The following is an 18,868-nucleotide window of genomic DNA, read 5'->3' as shown; positions in this document are numbered from 1 at the left end:
ACTCGTTAACGATAAGTTATTGAGCGGACTTAGCGTAGGCACATAACTATAAAGTGAGTTTAATCATGGACATAAATATAGGCATTTTAGAAACGTTAGTGGTTGCGCTAATTATTCTTTTTTCAGGTTATTTTTGTAATAGCAAGGTAGCTTTCTTACGAAACAATAACATTCCAGAGCCCGTTGTTGGCGGTATACTCTTTTCAATATTAGCCGCCATCGCCCATAGCTTTTTTGATATTCACTTTAACTTTGAAATGAGTTTTAAAAACCCGTTAATGACGGTGTTTTTTACTACCGTTGGTTTAGGGGCAAGTTACTCTTTATTACTTAAAGGTGGCCCAAAAGTTATCTTGTTTCTAGGGGTTGCAACCTTATATTTACTCGTACAAAACGCGGTAGGTGTTTCATTAGCCATTGGTGCAGGTATGGACCCATTAATGGGCCTGATTGGTGGTTCAGTTACGCTTTCTGGCGGCCATGGTAATGGCGCTACTTATGCAGATTTATTCATTAGTGAATACAACATGCCTTCCAGCGTATTCGAACTGGCAATGGCAGCAGCGACATTGGGTTTGGTGTTAGGTGGCTTAGTTGGCGGTCCAGTCAGTAAAAGACTCATTACTCGTTATAATCTTAAAGCAGATGAATTTCATGAAGAGCTTGATGATACCATAACCTTTAACCCTGAAGATCATGATTTGGTTACCCCGAAAAAAATGATGGAAACCTTGTTCATTATTTTACTATGTATGACGGTTGGCCATGTAGTGTACTTAGAGTTAAAAAGTAATGATGTCATTTTACCTGCTTTTTTGATGCCACTTTTATTTGGTGTCTTAGCAACCAATTTAACCGAGTTATCTAAACGCTACACCATTAGTAGAGCTTGCATTGATTTATGGGGCACCATGGCGTTGTCGATATTTTTGGCTTTGGCGCTGATGTCATTAAAAGTATGGGAATTAGCAAACCTTGCCCTGCCGATGATCCTCATTATTTTAGTGCAAACCATTATGTTAATGATGTTTGCGTACTTTATTACCTTTAGAGTTATGGGTAAAAATTATAATGCCGCCATTATCGCCGGTGGTCATTGTGGCTTTGGTTTAGGTGCAACACCTACCGCAGTTGCCAATATGGAATCATTGGTAGCAAGGCACGGACCCTCTCCACAAGCTTTCTTAGTGGTGCCGCTAGTTGGCGCTTTCTTTATAGATATTACCAATGCGCTTGTTATTCAACTGTATTTGAGCCTACCTTTTGTAACACCTTAATTTTACTGATGTTAATTCTGCTCGTTGAAAAATATAAAATAATATCCTTATCAGCTTTATCTAGATAAGTTTATCCTATAACCTTAGGTTATACCTTAGAACAAAGAGTCCATTATAGGTGTACATAAAGCGTGTACCTAAGACAACTTATTAAAATATTGTCGACTCTTGGTTTCTATTTTACTTTTATTATTTTCACCGAGTCTGCCAAGGGCATTGCTAATGATTAAACACCGACAGAACTTTACAAAAAGAACCTTAAAGCTATGCTTGACTAAAAAGGGAGCTATTAATGAGCAAAAATAATTTCCTAGCGTTGGTTGTTATTAGCTTAGGGTTGTTTTTTGCTATTTATGTCGATAGTTCGGTTAAAAAAACCTGGCTAGAGCAATCTTATACTTTTGATACCTACCAAACAGACTCTGGTATCGCCGCGTATAAATATAAAGGTAAAGAGGTTGTTATTACGGATGTGGTGCCCTACCAACAATCATCACTGAGACAAGAAAATTTAAATAATTCGAGCAATGACCCACAGTTATCTCAGCAATGGATCGAAAATAGCGACCAGCAATTAAAACTACTAAAACCTGCCTTTCACTTTGGTCTTTGGTCCTTATTACCAGCTTTTATTACTATCGCTTTATGTTTACTTACCCGAGAGCCACTTACCTCACTTTTAGCTGGCATAGTTGTTGGATCAATTATGCTAGGGCAATATAATTTAACCGATGCTGTTATCATTCCTAACCTTGCTAAAGAAGGTACTGCCGGCCTGTTGCTGCTTTATCTGTGGTTATTAGGTGGTTTGTTAGGTGTTTGGTCTAAAACCGGTGCTGCCCAAGCCTTTGCCACCTATATGACGGAGCACTATGTTAAAGGTCCGCGCTCAGCAAAAACTATTTCATGGCTGTTAGGAATATTGTTCTTTCAAGGTGGCACTATGAGTACTGTTTTAGTGGGCACCACCGTTAGGCCCCTCGCCGATAAGGCTAACGTAAGCCACGAAGAAATGAGTTATATAGTCGACTCAACAGCCTCACCAATCGCCTTAGTCATAGCTTTTAATGCCTGGCCAGCGTATGTACAAGCATTAATATTTGTACCTGGTGTATCCTTTTTGGCTACCGAAGCAGATCGACTAAGCTTCTTTTTTAGCAGTATCCCTTTTAGTTTTTATGGCATTATTGCCGTAACAGGCACCTTATTATTATGTTTAAACATCACTCGATTTTCAGGTAAAAGAATTCGTGATGCGCGTCAAAGAGCCATATCAACAGGTCAATTAGACGCGAAAGGCGCAAGACCATTAAGTGCTAAGGAACTACAAAGCTGTGATGTTCCTTCGGGATATAATCCCCACGTATTAGAGTTTATCCTGCCCTTATTCACCTTGATTTTCATTGCCGTTATTACCTTTATCTATTTAGGCTCACCTAAAATCAACTGGGCATTTGGCGCAGCATTAATACTCTCCGCTGTCATTGCACTAATAAAAGGCATGTCCTTGACTAACGTTGTTGACGGCTTTGGTAATGGCTTGAAAGGTGTGGTACTCGCTTCGGTGATATTAATGTTAGCGGTAATCATTGGTAGTATCAGCAAAGAAATAGGTGGCGGTTTGTACTTAGTGTCATTACTTGGTGAGCAGCTACCCTTTTGGCTGTTACCGCTAATATTACAGTTAATTACTATGGTGATCGCCTTTTCTACCGGTACTAGTTGGGGCACTTATGCAATCGCCTTTCCATTAGCTATGCCTTTGGCGTGGGCTGTTTGTCAATCTCAAGGCCTTGTTAATCCAGAATTATTTATGATGGTATGTTTTGCTACCGTACTTAACGGTAGCGTCTTTGGTGACCAATGTTCACCTATATCTGATACCACGATACTTAGCGCCATGACCACAGGTTGTGATTTAATGGATCATGTTAAATCTCAATTAGTTCCGGCAACATTTGCAGCAGCTATCGCTGCATGTTTATGGACATTAACGGTTTACTTTTTTGCTTAGAATTTAAGATTATGCAACTCACTTAGGAGATAAAAATGCGCTTAAGACATATTGAGATTTTTCACGCCATTTACACCACGGGCTCAATAACTAATGCTGCAAAAATTTTGCATGTTTCACAGCCATCAGTCAGTAAGGTATTGTCTCATGCAGAGATGCAACTTGGTTTTGACTTGTTTAAACGAGTTAAAGGTCGTTTGATACCTACCGATGAAGCTGAAATGCTTTTTGATGAGGTTGATAAAATATATCAACAGATGCGTTCGATAAAAAATACTGCAGAGAATATAAAAAAATCAGAGTACGGCCAAATCAGCATCGCCGGTAGTCCCGCGTTAGGTTTTGATGTTATTCCAAGCGCTATTGCTAAATACCACCAAATACATCATCAAGTTAACTTTAATGTACAAACTGTGCATAACGATGCGGTAATGCAAACATTGTTAGAGCATAAATGCGACTTAGCCATATTATTTGCGCCAAATATTATGCCTGGCGTAACCTCTATTGAGTTGGCACAATCAGAAATGGTCATTGTTTATCCCAAAGAAAGCTTTCCTGATTGCCCTAAAGAGTTAACCTTGAGCCAACTCAAAGAGTTTGAATATATCGATATAAGTGATAGCGGTCCATTAGCCGATTTGTTATGGAAAAGAATGAGGCAAGAGAACATCACGCTAGAAGCGTTAATAAAAGTACAAACCTATTTTATTGCCGCTAGACTTGTTGCTCAAGGTACTGGGATTTGCGTGGTAGACCGCTTTACCGCTGAAGGTAACTTATCAGATAATACCGCCATCGCTTCTTTCAACCCGCCGCTGACCTTTTCGGTCAACGCTTTGTATCTTGAAAATAAAAGTCTGTCTAAAGTATCAGAAGAATTCCTACCCTTTTTAACCGCTGAGTTCTAGGCTGTAAATTTTAGACCGATACTGAGCGTGTATCTATTAATAGCCTCTCGTTGTTATAAATTAATAAACGAGAGGATTTATGCATTTGAACAAATAAACTTAACCTAATAGGCTTCTTCGACGGCCTCTTCAACTAAATTAACCAGCTGGTCATAACCAAAAACTAGCAAAGGTTTACCATTAACAAAAAATTGTGGCGTCGCTCGTACTTTTAAGGTTTGTCCGTCTTGGATATCTTGTGCGATTATTTTTGCTACTTTTTCGCTGTGCCAATCTCTATCAAGTTTTTCATGGTCAAGGGTTAGCGTTTTAATACCCGCTAAAGCACTTGTCGGATTAGATACGTGATGTTCAACCCAACGTGCTTGATTAGCAAACAAAACCTCCACCGCTGGCCAAAACTTACCTTGTAAATGGGCAGCTTCAAGCATTTTAACCACATCTTCAGAGCCTTGGTGTAATGGCGCATAACGCATAACAACTTTTACTTTACCTTGATACTTTTTAACTAAGTTATTAAGTAATGGGTAAAACTGGCTACAAGTACCACAAGCGGGATCGAAAAATTCAACTATAGTTACCTTGGCTTGTTTACCGCCTTTTTCTGGCGCACCAATACGCTCCAAGGCTGGTAATAGGCCATTAGCTATGGTTGATGACTGTTGGCTTTTATACATGGAAACCGCAGCAATAAATATAATGCCGATAAACGCCGCAACGCTAATAAAAAGAGTTTTATTGTTCATGGTTATTCCTAATAAGTGTCCGAGTAAATTGTTTTTTAGAGATAAAAAGTAAAAGGCCAATAAGGCTAAATGTTAATAAAGACATTACCGGAATATTGATAAAACCGAGCAAATTAAAGTGTGTTTCTGAGCAAGGTATTCCAAGCACACAAGGTTGCGCCGCTTCTGGAATTATTTTAGCAACAACTAACACATGAAATAGTGCTACAAACCAACCAAAGATAACTAACGGCTGCGCATAACGTATAACATTAATGTCCAAGGGAAATAATGCGAAAGGCATCATAATCACTAAAGGGTATAACGCTATACGTTGATACCAACACAATACACATACGGGTAACTGTACAATCTCGCTGAAAAACAAGCTGATTAACGTACCACTTGTAGCCAATATCCAGGCCAGAAAAAGTAAATTCCAGCTTTGACTACTCGCAACTGTTACTGCTTTTATATTTATCATGCGCCTTTATTATTCCAATATAGAGATAAACTAATTATTATCACCGCGCAATAATAACAATTTTATTAACAGTTATCTGTAGGTTTCATTCCAGTTTGTTGATTATTAGCATTTAATTTGATTTAGGAGAGGGTAAATCTAAATGTTAATCGCTATCAAGTTACTATTAAAGCTAATAGCAATGCCGTTTATCCGTAGGGGCTATCAAAGGATTATATTAATGGGAATATTGTGAGGTATTATCAGAAATAACACCATCCAAAAAGCTTAGTTGTTGAAAAATCACATCTACTGCAGATAAATAGAAATCATGGTTTATGTTGGCGTAATCATCACGCTCACTGTGATAGTTTTTATGCACACCAACGCCAAAATATATAAATGGTATGCCCGCTTTATTAAACACGCCATGATCGCTCGCCATAAGCCAATTAGTTCTATTTATACTTGACCCCACCCCCCTAGAGCGTTTAAAACCAGCGGTCAAATTTACGTTAGAATTTTCTTTCAAGTAACTCTGAAAATTAATAAATTGAGCCAAGTTATGACTAGGTAAGATTTTATCCATATTCTTGCTAATGAAGCGTAACCTCTTAGTGCGTTTACTACCCGCTATCATATCTAGGTTTATATTGAGCTTGAAATTAGTCAGTAAACTTTCTTGATCATTAATAAAAGCTTTAGCGCCTAATAAATTAACTTCCTCACCATCGGTAAATAATAAAATAATACTGTGTTTTAACGGCGCCTGTTTTAGCAATTTTGCGTAATGCAACAATGCTGCAGTACCCGAAGCATTGTCATCGGCACCATTATAAATTTTATTTCGTTTGATACCTAAGTGATCGTAATGGGCACTAAGCACAATATATCGATCCCGATATAGAGTACCTGGCACATAGCCAATAATATTAGTGCCCTGTTTATTTTGAAACAATCCAGATTGTTGGAAGCTATGACGGTAATTGTTTTTAAAAGCAGAGACCCCCAGTTCTTCAAGGGTAGCTACCAAATAAGATTGACTATGAATAATAGTCTTACTCGAAAATTTTCGACCTGAAAATTCATCTGAAGATAAAGTTTTTAAATGTTCGAGTACCGATTGATTAGCTTCATCATTAAATACCGTAGCATAGGCGGTATCTGCGCCCCACGCCGATGAGAGGTAAAGGCAGCTTGTCAATATAAGTATCGCGTTACCAACTAGAGGGCTCAATTATTTGCTGTCTGTTCGAATTTAAGAAAATTAAGTTTAGCAATATATTGTCTTTGTGTATCTTTTGCTTTGGTTAAAGCAATCGCTTTTGTCATAGCTCTTTTCGCTAAATTCAGTTCATTTTGCATGTAATATGTTTTAGCTAGGCCAAAATAAAATTCATGTTGCTCATCATTAAGCTGAATGGCTTTTTTGAAATGTATTAATGCTTGTGTATATGACTTGTTAAAATAAGCTTCACTAGCCAATAATGCATGGTAATAAGGGTTTTTCACCCTAGCCTTATGGATTAACTCCTCTATTGGCTCAGCTTCATCAAAACGTCCTTGTTTGTTGAGTAGTAAAGCGAGATTACCCAATGAAGTCAAATTATTACTATCTAAACGAAAAGCATGACGATAAGCACTTTCGGCCATACCATATTCACCGGTGAGTTTATATAAAATACCTAAGTTGCCCCAACTTGAAGAAAATTGATTATCTGTTAATGTCGCTTGTTTGAGATATTGATAAGCCAGCACATAGCTATCATTTACCATTGCCTCCGCACCTTTATTATTATAAAACATGGCTAATAAAGTGTGTTTTTCGATCTTATGAGAGGGGAAGTGCTTTTTAGCAACAAAGGGGTCAAAGTCTATTCGTGTGGCACTTTCTCCCCAAACGGTTCGATGAGTCACATTTTCACTTGCTTTTACCAATAAGTTAACGTGTCCAGTTACCAAGCTGTACTGTCCATTACGTACCCAGTATTCTGGTACTTCGACCTGTTGAAAGCTGATATTCATGCCTGCTTCATCGGCCAATGCATAGGCTAAAATAGTGAGCGACATGCAATTTGCTACTTTGCTGTGATAGGCCTGACTGGCGGTAACGTTAGCATTACCGGCATAACTTAATGCTATATTTTCTTCATTAAATAAATGCTTAAGTAAGATACGGGCCTTTTGGTTGGCTGGAAAATTATTAACTAGTTTAGTTTGCACCATGGCGCGCATTTCATCATCGAGTTGAAACACTTCTTGCTCTGTTTCAATGATGATAGGGGTATTGGATTGAAACTGACTATCTAAATATAAATTTACTGGCGAAGTGTATTGATTAGCTTGGGGTATTTCATTGCTTTGACAAGCAAGCAACAGCGGTAAACATAAGAATAAACCATAACATGAGCTTTTCATAAACACTCCACTACACATAATGTCAGGAATGTATTCAGCCTATTACAAATGGTATAAAGTTGCTACTTGAGCAACCAACTATTCATATTTGATTACAATTTACATAGTAATCCGCTCCGGTTTTCAGCGGCTATCGCTCACCATTACCAAGTAAATATATTAGACGTAAACTGGTATTATGATCAGAGGTATTGGCATTAGTGCTGTGATAAAAGCGCCAATCTAACTGCAAAGCAAAGTTGTTATTAATTTTGTAATGGGCACCAACACCAGCATTTACTTGGAACCTTTTAGTGTCAATTTCTCTTCTCCATAAAGTTTCACCAAAACCAGCGGTTAAGTAGGGTCTGATATCATTTTCGGCATTAAAGTAGAACTGGCTATCTAAGCTATAATTTTCATAATTATCGTCCGCAGCACTGACGTTATTCGTTAATTTACCTTTAGAATAGGTTAATCTGCTTGAGAATTGACGAGTAAAATATAAACCTAAACTGTATTCAGTGGTAGTGCCACCGTCAACACCCCATAAATCATCCAATGTGACATTGCCAACACCATAACTAACGCCAATGATACCCGTATCAATAGGATCTCTTTTATGTGATGACCTTTTATACGACTTTTGAGAATAACTTCCTCCGTCACCCAGTTGCAAAGAAACATTAAAGTTTATTTGCGTATCTGTTTGGCCTGTATCACCGTAAGGGATCTCGTTAAAGCTGACAAAACCTGTGCCCGCTTTTATAATTTCTTTACCAAAAAGGTTATTAATACCAACACTCATACTATCAACGGGGTCTAGGAAAAATAAGGCTGTGCTTCCTAACATGTCTGAGCCCCACACTGCTCCGCCCTCTTCTCTGATATCCATTTCAGTATTATATGCCCATTCACCATATGCCCAACCAAGCACAGGGGTAATAACTAAATCTTGAATAGATGGAACTTCAGCAAAAGCCTCAATACCGTATTCCCAATAGAAGGTCGACATAATAGTCGCGTACATAAAGGCATCCCATTGACGGTAACCTGATTTACGCGCGACTTGATAATACACACCACCAAAATATGGATGTCCTATCAGGTTTAACATGCCTGTGTCTCTGTCCCAGACAGGGCCGCCTTTTACATTGTCAGACCACTTACTGAAAATACCTTCTTCTTTATCCCAATTAGATATGTCTTCGGGTAATAATGCGATTAAACCGATAACACCAAAACCATAAGCGAAAATTGAGTTGGTTTGTGACCAAAGCCTATCGCTGTCTTCACCATTTGCATCGGAAAATATTGACACTTGAAAAGGGGAATTATAAAAGTCAGCGGGCTGTGGTGTATTTTCCCAAATCGTATTGGTTGCCATTTCTCGATAAATTTCATCAAGGTTTTCAACGGTAATATCAGGGTTGAGTTTAATATCACTTTCAGTGTTTTTGACTATTTCAGAAGCTTGAGGTTTTTCATCATCGGATACTTCAGCTTGCGCTAAAGCTTGACTCGAGAATAAAGCCGCGCTGGCCAGTGATACGGCTAAAGCAATACGCTTAATAGTGTATGATTTTGCTTTATTTGAATTTCTATCCGTAATGGTCACACGCGGTTCCTTAATTATTTACAATACTCAATCACTTTATAAGCAGTGATAAATACTATTTTTTTATAGCAAAAAAGCCGCTAACTTTTCAGTTAGCGGCTTTTTCTAAATGTGGCGGTGAGATAGAGATTTGAACTCTAGAAGGGCTACAAACCCTTGCCGGTTTTCAAGACCGGTGCTTTCGACCACTCAGCCATCTCACCAAGTTACTTTTAAGAAACGTTTTACTATTCCTCTAAAGTGCGCGCATTTTAAGTATTGCGGCTCTACTTGTAAAGCGTTAAATGAAAAAATTGTTAAATAAACTCATACATGTATATTTATAAAGCAGCAACTGTTGCTGATTGTATTAAAAAGCATCAACTTATGCTTTTTATTATTCCCTAGCCATTATTTACGCCAACTAAAGTTTGCTCAAGTTATAAATTACCAAGCTTCGGTAAGGGTATTAACCCAATACCCTTTTGTAAAGCTTCACTACTCTAATTTACTAATGCAACTCATTGGTTAAATTTTACTGCTCGTCAGGTCTTAAATAAGCGATATCATCTTCATCGTCGGCATGAAAATCATAACCTCCTTCAAAGTCACCATGTAATTCGGCAGCTAGGGTAATAGGAATTTCTAAGATTTCTTGAATAAGAGTAGCGGTATCAGATTGTTGATTAATGATGCTTTTAAATTCAGTAAAATCTAATAACTTTATTTCTTGTAGATAACTTCTAGTCGGTATCGACAGTTGCTCAGTAAGCTTTTTAATACAAGCGGCCAACTTATCAAGTAGTACCTCTTTGCTTGTGCTAATAAGGTAAGTATTAAATTCTTGGTATAAAGAGCTGGTAAACATCTTCTTATCCGAATCTATAAGTAATAATGCAATGGCGCTATTAAGAAACCTTTGCAATTCAAACATTAATATATCTTCATCATCTTCAATCAGTAATGTGTTAGCGCAATAACTTGCTGCTACACTTTTATAAACATCTAATAACTTGGCACTTTGGTAGCTTTCCTTCAATAAACTAGCATGCATTACTCTGATATCAGAGGTATCATTAATCCCAAGCGCATAGCTGCTGATCGAAACACCTTCAAAGTACGAGGCAGATACTTTTTTCAGTTGTGCATATTTAGCCCAACCGGCTCGAAAACAATAAACAATACCTTGGGTTTTAATCAGCTCTTTTGCTTTATCAGCATCGTTATCACACAACTCTAATAAACCTAAGTTGGTAATGCCTAGAACAATTTCACAGCCCTTTCTAATTTGATCCGCATAAATTATCGATAAATTATCAGAAGCTATTCGCAAAGACATATCGACTAATTGGTGTTTGATTTTATGGACTAACTCGGGAGAAAAATAACCTTCGTTTTCTCCATCCTTTAATGCCAAAAGTAGAAACGGATGGTTTCTTAACTCTGCAATTTTCATTAATGAATCCTATCTATATAAAACAATCAATAAACTATTGATAAAGCTGTATTATTTTCTTTGAAACGTTAAAGTGGCGCAAACATGTCATCGGTATCAATCTCGACCGAAGTAACTCTTTGCTTATTGGCATTATCTTTTAATGCTTTTTCAACATTTTCTAGGCTTCCATTAGTACTAACCACCATGACTTCACGGTAGGCCTCTTCATCGAGTGTTTTAATTTTCATTAACAGCTCTTCAATACTGCCAGATGTTTGCTCTTCGTCTTCTTCCATTTCAGAAAAATCATGACCAACAAATGGTAGCGATAAATACAATAGGCCAAAGTCATCTTCAACAATAGCTTTTAATACTTCGAGTTGCTTTTCTTCATCATCAGAGGAAAGAAAAATTTGTGACAATAAACTGTGTGCTTCTGTTTGTGCACAAAACACATGGTCTTCATCTATATTCTGCCAGTAAGACGGTTCAACATTTAATAACTGCTTAATAGACTCTGCATCCATTAACCAGGTAGCGATAGAAGGAATAGTGGCATCATGTTCTCTAACAATTTTAGCAACGGTTAATATATCCATCTCGGTTAACACAGCCAACATTGCTTCATCACCTTGCTCAGAAGCAATAGCCTCTAGAGAAGTACCTGCGCGTCTACCACTTTGTTGTGCTATTTCGATAATGTCGGTTGCCAAAATTAATGCATTTGTTGTCACGGTTATTCCTTAAAAGGTATTTATACTGTTCATTAGATGAACTAATTTAATCCATTAGGGCATCTAAATCGTTCAAGCCTGGTTTACAAGCAAGCGTACTTTAAAAAGTTATTGTTCAAAGGTGATACTTATAAACTAACGTTTATAGACTAGTAATTCTCATCGTAGTCTTCTGAAGCATAATCATCGACTTGTTCAAAGTCATCAACTTCGGCTTTTAATGGGGTTGCATCATAACCATTATAGAAATGAATGAGTAAAACAGCCGTTTTTAAATCCTGCTCCCCATGGTTCATCAATTCAGTTATGCAAGCTCTGGCATCCGCATGAACGCCAACAAATGTTTTGACTTCAGCCCAAGTAGGTTCGATGCTCAAGTCGAGCAAGGCTAAATTTTTACTATCTATTCTAATTTTTGTGGTTATTGCCATGGCTAATTGGTCAACCATGCCCGCAAATAACAACGGGGTAGCATTTAACGGGGCAAATAAATTATCTAAATACGTTGATAGTAAGTCAGGATTTTCGGGATCAGCTAACGAGGTCATATTCTCTAAATACATAGAAAAGTCATCGGTTAAGTAATCGGGTATTTTTTTATCAATTTGCAAGAATATTTCCCTAATAGCGTGTTTTCGAATTCAGTGTTTTTGTCTTATTTCGATATTAAAATATTAAGTGACACCTAAGTTTTGGTATCACTCATTACTTAGCCCAATGCTTGGTGCCAAAAAGAATCAGCTACTTCTCGAGGATCAGTGATCACTGTATAGTTACTTTTCAAATACAAAGCACGCTTTTTAGGATCTGAAATGGCATCGTAAGCCGTCTTAATTAATTGAAATTTTTCTTCAACTTCACTACCACTATTTTTATCGGGGTGATATTTATTAGCGAGTTTACGGTAGGCTTTTTTAATTTCTATGGTCGTTGCATTTCGGCTTAAACCTAACTGTTCAAAATAATCCATAGTTTTACTATTACCTCTTGTTGAAGTGTTAACAACATATTGAAATTTAGAAGTTTGCCCTTTAGATACTGCAGAGCTTCATCAACAATGCTCATTAAAGAGCTTGATGTCAGCTGTTAAATAAATAATTGTAACCATTTTTAATGGTGAAGATAAGTCAATTAACAGAAAGTAAACTTAGCGGGTAAACGTTAACAGTATTTTAATCTAATCAATACCTTCTTGCTAACATTATTTCAATTAGGAAAATATATAAAACGGGGCAAACTCTTAGCCCTACTCTATATTGTTAATCAAATTACAAACAAGTATTCAATCCCTTTGATTGGGACTGTAATGTTATTTACCCTGAACTCTGGATAATGAGTACTTGATGTTTAGATAAAACTTACCGGAATAAATAGCGATTACGCTATCAATGTTTCAATTTATTCGATTATCAAGGTAAAACGTTTATAAATAACGGGTTATTTATAAACGTTTTAACGCTGAGAATTGGATAAGGGGAATGTTGAGCAAATGCTACTTATCCAGAGTCCAGGTTATTTAACTTACTTCTTTTATTGCTCGCCCTATACCATCGACGGTTAATGGAAACATTTTACTGTCAATCAATTCATTGATCAGCCCTATAGAGTGATAATAAGACCATTGGGTTTCAGGCTGTGGGTTTAACCAAGCTATTTTACTAAAGTGATTGGTTAATCTAGTCATATAGTCAGCTCCTGGTTTTTCATTCCAGTGTTCAACACTACCGCCAGGGTATGTGATTTCATAGGGTCCCATAGTGGCATCACCGACAAAAATCACTTTATAATCTGCGCCAAAAGTTCTGATGATTTCTTCTATATCGATGGTTTCGGTGCGACGTCTTTGGTTGTCTCGCCAAACCTTTTCGTAAACGCAGTTATGAAAATAAAAGAATTCTAAATGTTTAAATTCACTGTGCGCAGCTGAAAACAACTCTTCGCAGGTATGAATGTATTCATCCATAGAGCCACCAATATCAAAGAACATCAATACTTTTACCGCGTTATGGCGTTCTGGCTCCATATGTACATCGAGCATTCCGCCATTTTTCGCCGTTGCGCTTATCGTGGTATTAATATCAAGTTTTTCACTAGCACCAGTACGCGCAAATTTACGTAATTTCTTAAGTGCTAATTTAATATTTCTAGAGCCCAGATCTTGGTCTTGGTCGAAGTTTTTAAACTCTCGTTTATCCCAAACTTTTACTGCGCTATTGTTACGGTTTTTATCCTGCCCTACTCTAATACCTTCGGGGTTGTAACCATAAGCGCCAAATGGCGATGTGCCGCCGGTACCAACCCATTTACTGCCGCCAGCGTGACGTTTTTTCTGTTCTTCAAGTCGCTCTTTTAACGCCTTCATTAATTCGTCAAGGCCACCTAAAGATTTAAGCTTTTCTTTTTCTTCAATGCTGAGCTGCTTTTCAAATTCTTTTCTTAACCAATCTTCTGGTAAAAGCTTGTCAAATACATCTATTTGCTCAATACCTTTAAAATATTCAGCAAAGGCACGATCATACTTATCATAATGTATTTCATCTTTAACCATGACAATTTTGGCGAGATTATAAAACTCATCTACATCAGCAAAAACAACTCCCTTTTTTAATACTGCGATTAAATCTAACAGTTCACGTAAACTACAGGGAACTTTGTGCTTTTGTAGTGCGAGAAAAAAATCAATAAACACGGCTATATTACCTGTTTCTTCTGCTCATAAAGGCGAGACGATCTATTAACGAAACGTCTTGTTCATTTTTTAACAAGGCGCCAAATAACGGAATAATATCAGATTTATTATCCATCAAGACTTCTTGCGAAATATCGTCAGCCATGAGCAGTTTTAGCCAATCGATTAATTCAGAAGTAGAAGGTTTTTTCTTAATGCCTTTTAATTCTCTTAATTCAAAAAAAACTTCTAAGGTTTGTTTTAACAGATCTTGCTTAACATGAGGATGATGCACATCGATAATTTGCTGCATTTCAGCTTTTGTTGGGAATTTGATGTAATGGAAAAAGCAGCGTCTTAAAAAGGCATCGGGTAATTCTTTTTCATTGTTTGAGGTGATAATGATGATCGGTCTTTGTTTTGCTTTAATAACCTGTTGGGTTTCATAGACAAAAAACTCCATTTTATCGAGTTCTTGTAATAAATCATTGGGAAATTCAATATCCGCTTTATCAATTTCATCGATAAGCAATATAGGTCTTTGTTCTTCTTCAAACGCCTGCCATAACTTACCTTTAACAATATAGTTACCTATATCGTTTACCTTCTCATCACCTAACTGACTGTCACGTAAACGTGATACCGCATCGTATTCGTATAAACCTTGCTGCGCTTTGGTGGTCGATTTAATGTGCCATTGAAACAGTTTGCAATTAAGGGATTTAGCCAACTCTTCAGCTAATTGTGTTTTACCTGTGCCGGGCTCACCTTTAATCAATAAAGGTTTTTCTAAGGTGATTGCAGCGTTTACGGCTAAACGTAGATCGTCTGATGCGATATAATTTTCGGTACTATTAAACATATGATTTACCTATAAATAATCCATGAAGAGCCTGTAAATAACCGGTTAGTACCTATTTGACTGCAACTTATCCCAAGATTTAATGTTTTGGAATAAGTTCATCGAAAGGTCATTGAAAGTTTAACAGGCAATTTAGTATGGCTTTAAAAACAACACATCATACCAGTTTAATTAACTAAGCTGAACTGTGGATAATGAGTGCTTGGTATTTAGATAAAAACAATGAGTTAGATTATTAAGAACAAAATTAACAAACTTAACTAGATAAACAATCGCCCCTTTATAAGCTCGACATCCGCTTTTTCAATCTTGCTAAGTCAATCGCATTTGAGCGAACAGTAAGCTTGATATGCTCACTTTCATACTCTTCCTTGGTGACACTCATTTTTGAGCGAATTTCACCTATGATGCCGTTAGCCGTGTAAGGGACAATAATCTCTTCTTCGATCATCTCGTCTTGCGCAATACTAACGATATATTTATGTAATTTACTGACGTCAGCCTTATTCCGAGCAGATGTCATCATTGCCTCTGGAAATTCTTCCATCAGGGCTTGTTGTTGTTCAGCACTCAGTAGATCTGATTTATTCAGTATCAATAGTTTTTTGCTATTCTCAACACCAACTTCTTCCAGTACGCCATGCACCACATCAAGTTGTGCACGAAAAGAAGGATCGGAAGCATCCACTACATATAACAATAATGATGCATCATGTGCTTCAGCTAAAGTGGAATGGAATGAGGCGACTAAATCGTGCGGTAATTTTTTAATAAAACCTACAGTATCAGACACTAGTATTCTAGGCTGAGTGATTGGAAACAAGGCGCGTACCGTGGTATCAAGGGTGGCAAAAAGTTTGTTTTCACCTTCAACATCACTACCGGTAATCGAGCGCATTAATGATGACTTGCCCGCATTGGTATAACCAACCAAAGCGACACAAAAAAGCTCAGAACGTTGGCTACGTCGGCCTTTCATTTCATTTTGAACACTGACCAATTCGCGTTTAAGCTCTGCTAATTGGTCGCGAACAGCACGGCGATTTAGCTCAAGGGTAGTTTCGCCAGCACCTTTACCCATTTGACGTTCTTTATCACCACATGATGATTCACGAAGTCGCGGCGCTACATAATTAAGACGCGCAATTTCAACTTGTAATTTCGCTGTTTTGGTACGAGCATGGCGACTAAATATTTCAATAATAATGCCGGTGCGGTCAAACACTTCTACACCTAACTGATTCTCGACATTACGTAGTTGTGATGGGCTTAAATCACAATCAAATACCACCACATCAGCACAAGCAAACGGTAAGTTGTCTGACGGAATCTCAGCAAATGCTGTTTCATCCATGAGTTCTTCAGCTGTTTCTTCAAATATGTCCTCACCATCGTCTACACTAACTTCACCTTTATTACCGGTGAGGTGCGCTATTTCAGCCAATTTCCCTAAACCGAGTACATTAACTTTTTTAGTCGAACTCTGTTTTTGTGACTGGGTGCCAACCACTTTAAAGCCTAGTGTAGTCACTAAACGCCCCAGCTCTGCCAGTGATTCTGTTGCCTCATCACCTTTAAAGTCCGGTGTGCAAATAGAAATAAGTAAAGCGTGATTAAGTGATGGTTTTGCAGTTAGTTGCATATTTTTATGTATACCATTTTGATTAAGTTGGTATTAGTGCACCTAAACCCTATTGGTAAAAGTGCAAAGCTAATTATTATCTGAAGTATGTTGATCCTACGCTGTTATAGCTGAGCTTGACAGCGCAATAACAGACAAATACCGATATTAATTTAATCACCGATAATAAAGCAGAATTATTGGCATGTTAGCAAATTGATTTTGAAGGTGCATTTAGCGGGTAATCGCACCATAAACAACAAAATCTATTGTTCATCAAGGCAACATTCATCTTGAAAAAATGCAATTACCGATAGCAATTTTTCATATTCAACAACGCAATACAGCACTCGCCCTTCACGACGCTGTTTAATCAGCCCAGCAGAAGCCAAGCTGGAGATGTGGTGCGATAATGTTGAACCCGGTATCTTTAATTCTTCTTGAACAACACCGACTGCAATGCCCTGCTCTCCTGACTTTACTAAACGTTTAAATATGGTTAACCGAGTTGGGTGGCCTAATTCTTTTAGGGCTTTGGCAATAACTTCTATGTCCATAACTGACTCTCTAGATTGGTTGATAATACCTATAATTCGATATTACTAGAAATAAATTGACACCGATACTTTTATCTTTATAATTCGACAAATCCAGTAATACAGAATCAATCGAGTAATATAATGAATATTAGCCAACAAATGGTATTTGATACCTTAAACATGTTTGCCTTTTTAGCAGTAGAGTTAACGATACTTTTTTTAGTTATCAGTTATATGGTTGGTGTGCTTCAGGAATACATTCCACCCAATAAAATCCAAAGTATATTAAGTAGTAAAAATGGCAAAGGTTATATCATTGCTGGTTTTCTTGGCGCCATTACCCCCTTTTGCTCTTGTTCAACTATTCCATTTTTAAAAGGCTTACTTAGAGCTAAAGCAGGTTTTGGTACCATGATGGTTTTCTTATTTGCTAGCCCATTGCTTAACCCTATTATCATTGGCTTATTTGCCGTTACCTTTGGTTTAAAAGTTACCGCCTTCTATTTTGCTATTGCCATGGGTGTTTCCATTGCAGCAGGTTATTTATTAGAGAAGTTAGGCTTTGAAAAATATATAAAAGCTGAAGCCTACATTACCCCTGACAATAAAGGCTGTGCAAAAAACTGCGATAAAAATGCTAAGCCGGTGAGTAAATGGATGAGAATTTGGCGCACTACCTGGTCAGACTTTAAAAAAGTATTACCTTATTTAGTAGGCGGTATCGCATTAGGCTCTATGATTTATGGATTTATGCCAACAGAGTTCGTTGCTAGTGTCGCGAGTGAGAGCAATCCATTTGCGATTCCTATTGCAGCAGTGATTGGAGTTCCACTATATATTCGAGCTGAAGCGGTAATACCATTAAGCGCGGCATTAGCTGCAAAAGGTATGGGATTAGGCGCTGTGATGGCCTTAATTATTGGCAGTGCTGGCGCTAGTTTAACAGAGGTTGTATTGCTTAAATCTATATTCAAAAACCAAATGATAATTGCATTTTTAACCGTAATTTTATCAATGGCGATAGGCGCAGGTTACTTATATTCATATATTTTCTAAACATTTTACCGTCACACAAAAAAGTTTCTGATTTATGTTGATAGTCAGAAACTTTTTAAAATCAATATGGCTAATATAACTAAACCCATTAATAATGCTTTGTAGTACAAAACCTAACAGTAATGTGATGTACTAATTATACGGCTGATGAGGTCGCTTTTTTCATATTCGCTTTAATTTCCTTGATATCACAATTATCATGTAATAATAGAACATCAGCTAAAGCGCTACGAAGTTCGGTACTTTCTTTAAGCGTTTTTTTGTTTTGAATGTGTGATATTGACTCTCGGTTCATCACTGTATTAAGTAGTTTTTTTAACTCCTCTTCATCATCAACATTTAATGGTTTAAGCGGACTTTCTGCTACATCATTATAAGCATTATAAATAAGAGTTAACGCTTCTTGAGATTCTTTTAATCTTTGCATTTTTTCTTCTTATTACATTGAGTTGTTATTTTAGACTACATCAATAAAACACTTTGTCTACAAGATATTACGCTAAATTGCTACTTTTAAAATTTATACTCACTACTTTAAGGTTTAGCAAACACAAGTATGTTACGTT

18 protein-coding genes and 1 tRNA gene are annotated in these 18,868 nt (G+C 37.2%); 4 read left to right on the top strand and 15 right to left on the bottom strand.

The window, feature by feature from the left end; genetic code table 11:
* Nucleotides 1–65: 65 nt before the first annotated feature.
* The 3 genes from gltS (at nucleotide 66) to GAB14E_RS15785 (ending at nucleotide 4,202) form a co-directional block, all read left to right on the top strand.
* Complete coding sequence (gene gltS / locus GAB14E_RS15775) at nucleotides 66–1,277, top strand: sodium/glutamate symporter (RefSeq protein WP_033081513.1); 1,212 nt, start codon at nucleotides 66–68, stop codon at nucleotides 1,275–1,277.
* 292 nt (nucleotides 1,278–1,569) lie between these two features.
* Entirely contained in the window at nucleotides 1,570–3,291 is a 1,722-nt protein-coding gene (locus GAB14E_RS15780; protein WP_033081512.1) for a Na+/H+ antiporter NhaC family protein, read from the top strand.
* A 35-nt stretch (nucleotides 3,292–3,326) separates the two neighbouring features.
* Nucleotides 3,327–4,202 carry a LysR family transcriptional regulator gene (locus GAB14E_RS15785; protein WP_033081511.1) on the top strand — a complete coding sequence of 292 codons (876 nt, stop codon included), beginning with the start codon at nucleotides 3,327–3,329 and terminating at the stop codon, nucleotides 4,200–4,202.
* A 104-nt stretch (nucleotides 4,203–4,306) separates the two neighbouring features.
* On the opposite strand, the gene GAB14E_RS15790 is transcribed toward GAB14E_RS15785, so the two are convergent.
* From GAB14E_RS15790 to GAB14E_RS15855, 14 genes are all read right to left on the bottom strand, one after another.
* Nucleotides 4,307–4,948 carry a DsbA family protein gene (locus GAB14E_RS15790; protein ID WP_033081510.1) on the bottom strand — a complete coding sequence of 214 codons (642 nt, stop codon included), beginning with the start codon at nucleotides 4,946–4,948 and terminating at the stop codon, nucleotides 4,307–4,309.
* Entirely contained in the window at nucleotides 4,938–5,411 is a 474-nt protein-coding gene (locus tag GAB14E_RS15795) for a disulfide bond formation protein B (RefSeq protein WP_033081509.1), read from the bottom strand. The genes GAB14E_RS15790 and GAB14E_RS15795 overlap by 11 nt, the downstream gene beginning before the upstream one ends.
* Before the next feature lie 217 nt (nucleotides 5,412–5,628).
* The gene (locus GAB14E_RS15800; protein WP_231562004.1) at nucleotides 5,629–6,627 is read right to left on the bottom strand and encodes a M20/M25/M40 family metallo-hydrolase; all 999 of its coding nucleotides are present in this window, start codon (nucleotides 6,625–6,627) and stop codon (nucleotides 5,629–5,631) included.
* Nucleotides 6,624–7,808, bottom strand: coding sequence for a tetratricopeptide repeat protein (locus GAB14E_RS15805; protein WP_033081508.1), 1,185 nt, complete (start codon nucleotides 7,806–7,808; stop codon nucleotides 6,624–6,626). Before GAB14E_RS15805 ends, GAB14E_RS15800 begins: the two co-directional genes overlap by 4 nt.
* A 130-nt stretch (nucleotides 7,809–7,938) precedes the next feature.
* A complete protein-coding gene (locus GAB14E_RS15810) occupies nucleotides 7,939–9,405 on the bottom strand; it encodes an acyloxyacyl hydrolase (protein WP_033081507.1) in 1,467 nt (488 codons plus the stop codon).
* Nucleotides 9,406–9,517: 112 nt separating this feature from the next.
* Nucleotides 9,518–9,608: transfer RNA gene (locus tag GAB14E_RS15815), tRNA-Ser, on the bottom strand.
* A gap of 311 nt (nucleotides 9,609–9,919) precedes the next feature.
* Nucleotides 9,920–10,840 (bottom strand): DUF6178 family protein, encoded by a 921-nt coding sequence (locus tag GAB14E_RS15820; protein WP_033081506.1) that lies wholly within the window; start codon nucleotides 10,838–10,840, stop codon nucleotides 9,920–9,922.
* Nucleotides 10,841–10,908: 68 nt separating this feature from the next.
* On the bottom strand, nucleotides 10,909–11,556 hold the full coding sequence (locus GAB14E_RS15825; protein ID WP_033081505.1) for a hypothetical protein: 648 nt from the start codon (nucleotides 11,554–11,556) through the stop codon (nucleotides 10,909–10,911).
* 149 nt (nucleotides 11,557–11,705) lie between these two features.
* Nucleotides 11,706–12,167, bottom strand: a complete 462-nt coding sequence (locus GAB14E_RS15830) for a hypothetical protein (protein ID WP_033081504.1) — start codon at nucleotides 12,165–12,167, stop codon at nucleotides 11,706–11,708.
* Nucleotides 12,168–12,265: 98 nt separating this feature from the next.
* Nucleotides 12,266–12,526, bottom strand: coding sequence for a DnaJ domain-containing protein (locus GAB14E_RS15835; RefSeq protein WP_033081503.1), 261 nt, complete (start codon nucleotides 12,524–12,526; stop codon nucleotides 12,266–12,268).
* Nucleotides 12,527–13,072: 546 nt separating this feature from the next.
* Nucleotides 13,073–14,245 carry a vWA domain-containing protein gene (locus GAB14E_RS15840; protein ID WP_033081502.1) on the bottom strand — a complete coding sequence of 391 codons (1,173 nt, stop codon included), beginning with the start codon at nucleotides 14,243–14,245 and terminating at the stop codon, nucleotides 13,073–13,075.
* A 7-nt stretch (nucleotides 14,246–14,252) separates the two neighbouring features.
* Nucleotides 14,253–15,086, bottom strand: coding sequence for an AAA family ATPase (locus GAB14E_RS15845; protein ID WP_033081501.1), 834 nt, complete (start codon nucleotides 15,084–15,086; stop codon nucleotides 14,253–14,255).
* A gap of 280 nt (nucleotides 15,087–15,366) precedes the next feature.
* Complete coding sequence (gene hflX / locus GAB14E_RS15850; protein ID WP_033081500.1) at nucleotides 15,367–16,728, bottom strand: GTPase HflX; 1,362 nt, start codon at nucleotides 16,726–16,728, stop codon at nucleotides 15,367–15,369.
* Between the two features lie 245 nt (nucleotides 16,729–16,973).
* Nucleotides 16,974–17,264 (bottom strand): ArsR/SmtB family transcription factor, encoded by a 291-nt coding sequence (locus tag GAB14E_RS15855; RefSeq protein WP_033081499.1) that lies wholly within the window; start codon nucleotides 17,262–17,264, stop codon nucleotides 16,974–16,976.
* A gap of 123 nt (nucleotides 17,265–17,387) precedes the next feature.
* Here GAB14E_RS15855 and GAB14E_RS15860 point away from each other — a divergent pair, with 123 nt between their 5' ends.
* Nucleotides 17,388–18,302, top strand: coding sequence for a permease (locus GAB14E_RS15860; protein WP_033081498.1), 915 nt, complete (start codon nucleotides 17,388–17,390; stop codon nucleotides 18,300–18,302).
* Nucleotides 18,303–18,438: 136 nt separating this feature from the next.
* Here the strand turns inward: GAB14E_RS15860 and GAB14E_RS15865 are convergent, their stop codons facing one another.
* Nucleotides 18,439–18,729, bottom strand: coding sequence for a hypothetical protein (locus GAB14E_RS15865; RefSeq protein ID WP_033081497.1), 291 nt, complete (start codon nucleotides 18,727–18,729; stop codon nucleotides 18,439–18,441).
* Nucleotides 18,730–18,868 lie beyond the last annotated feature (139 nt).

The sequence above is a fragment of the Colwellia psychrerythraea genome, from assembly GCF_000764185.1.
Taxonomy (GTDB): Bacteria; Pseudomonadota; Gammaproteobacteria; order Enterobacterales; family Alteromonadaceae; genus Colwellia; species Colwellia psychrerythraea_B.
Note: the sequence above shows the minus strand (reverse complement) of the source record. Positions and strands in the feature narration are given on the sequence as shown.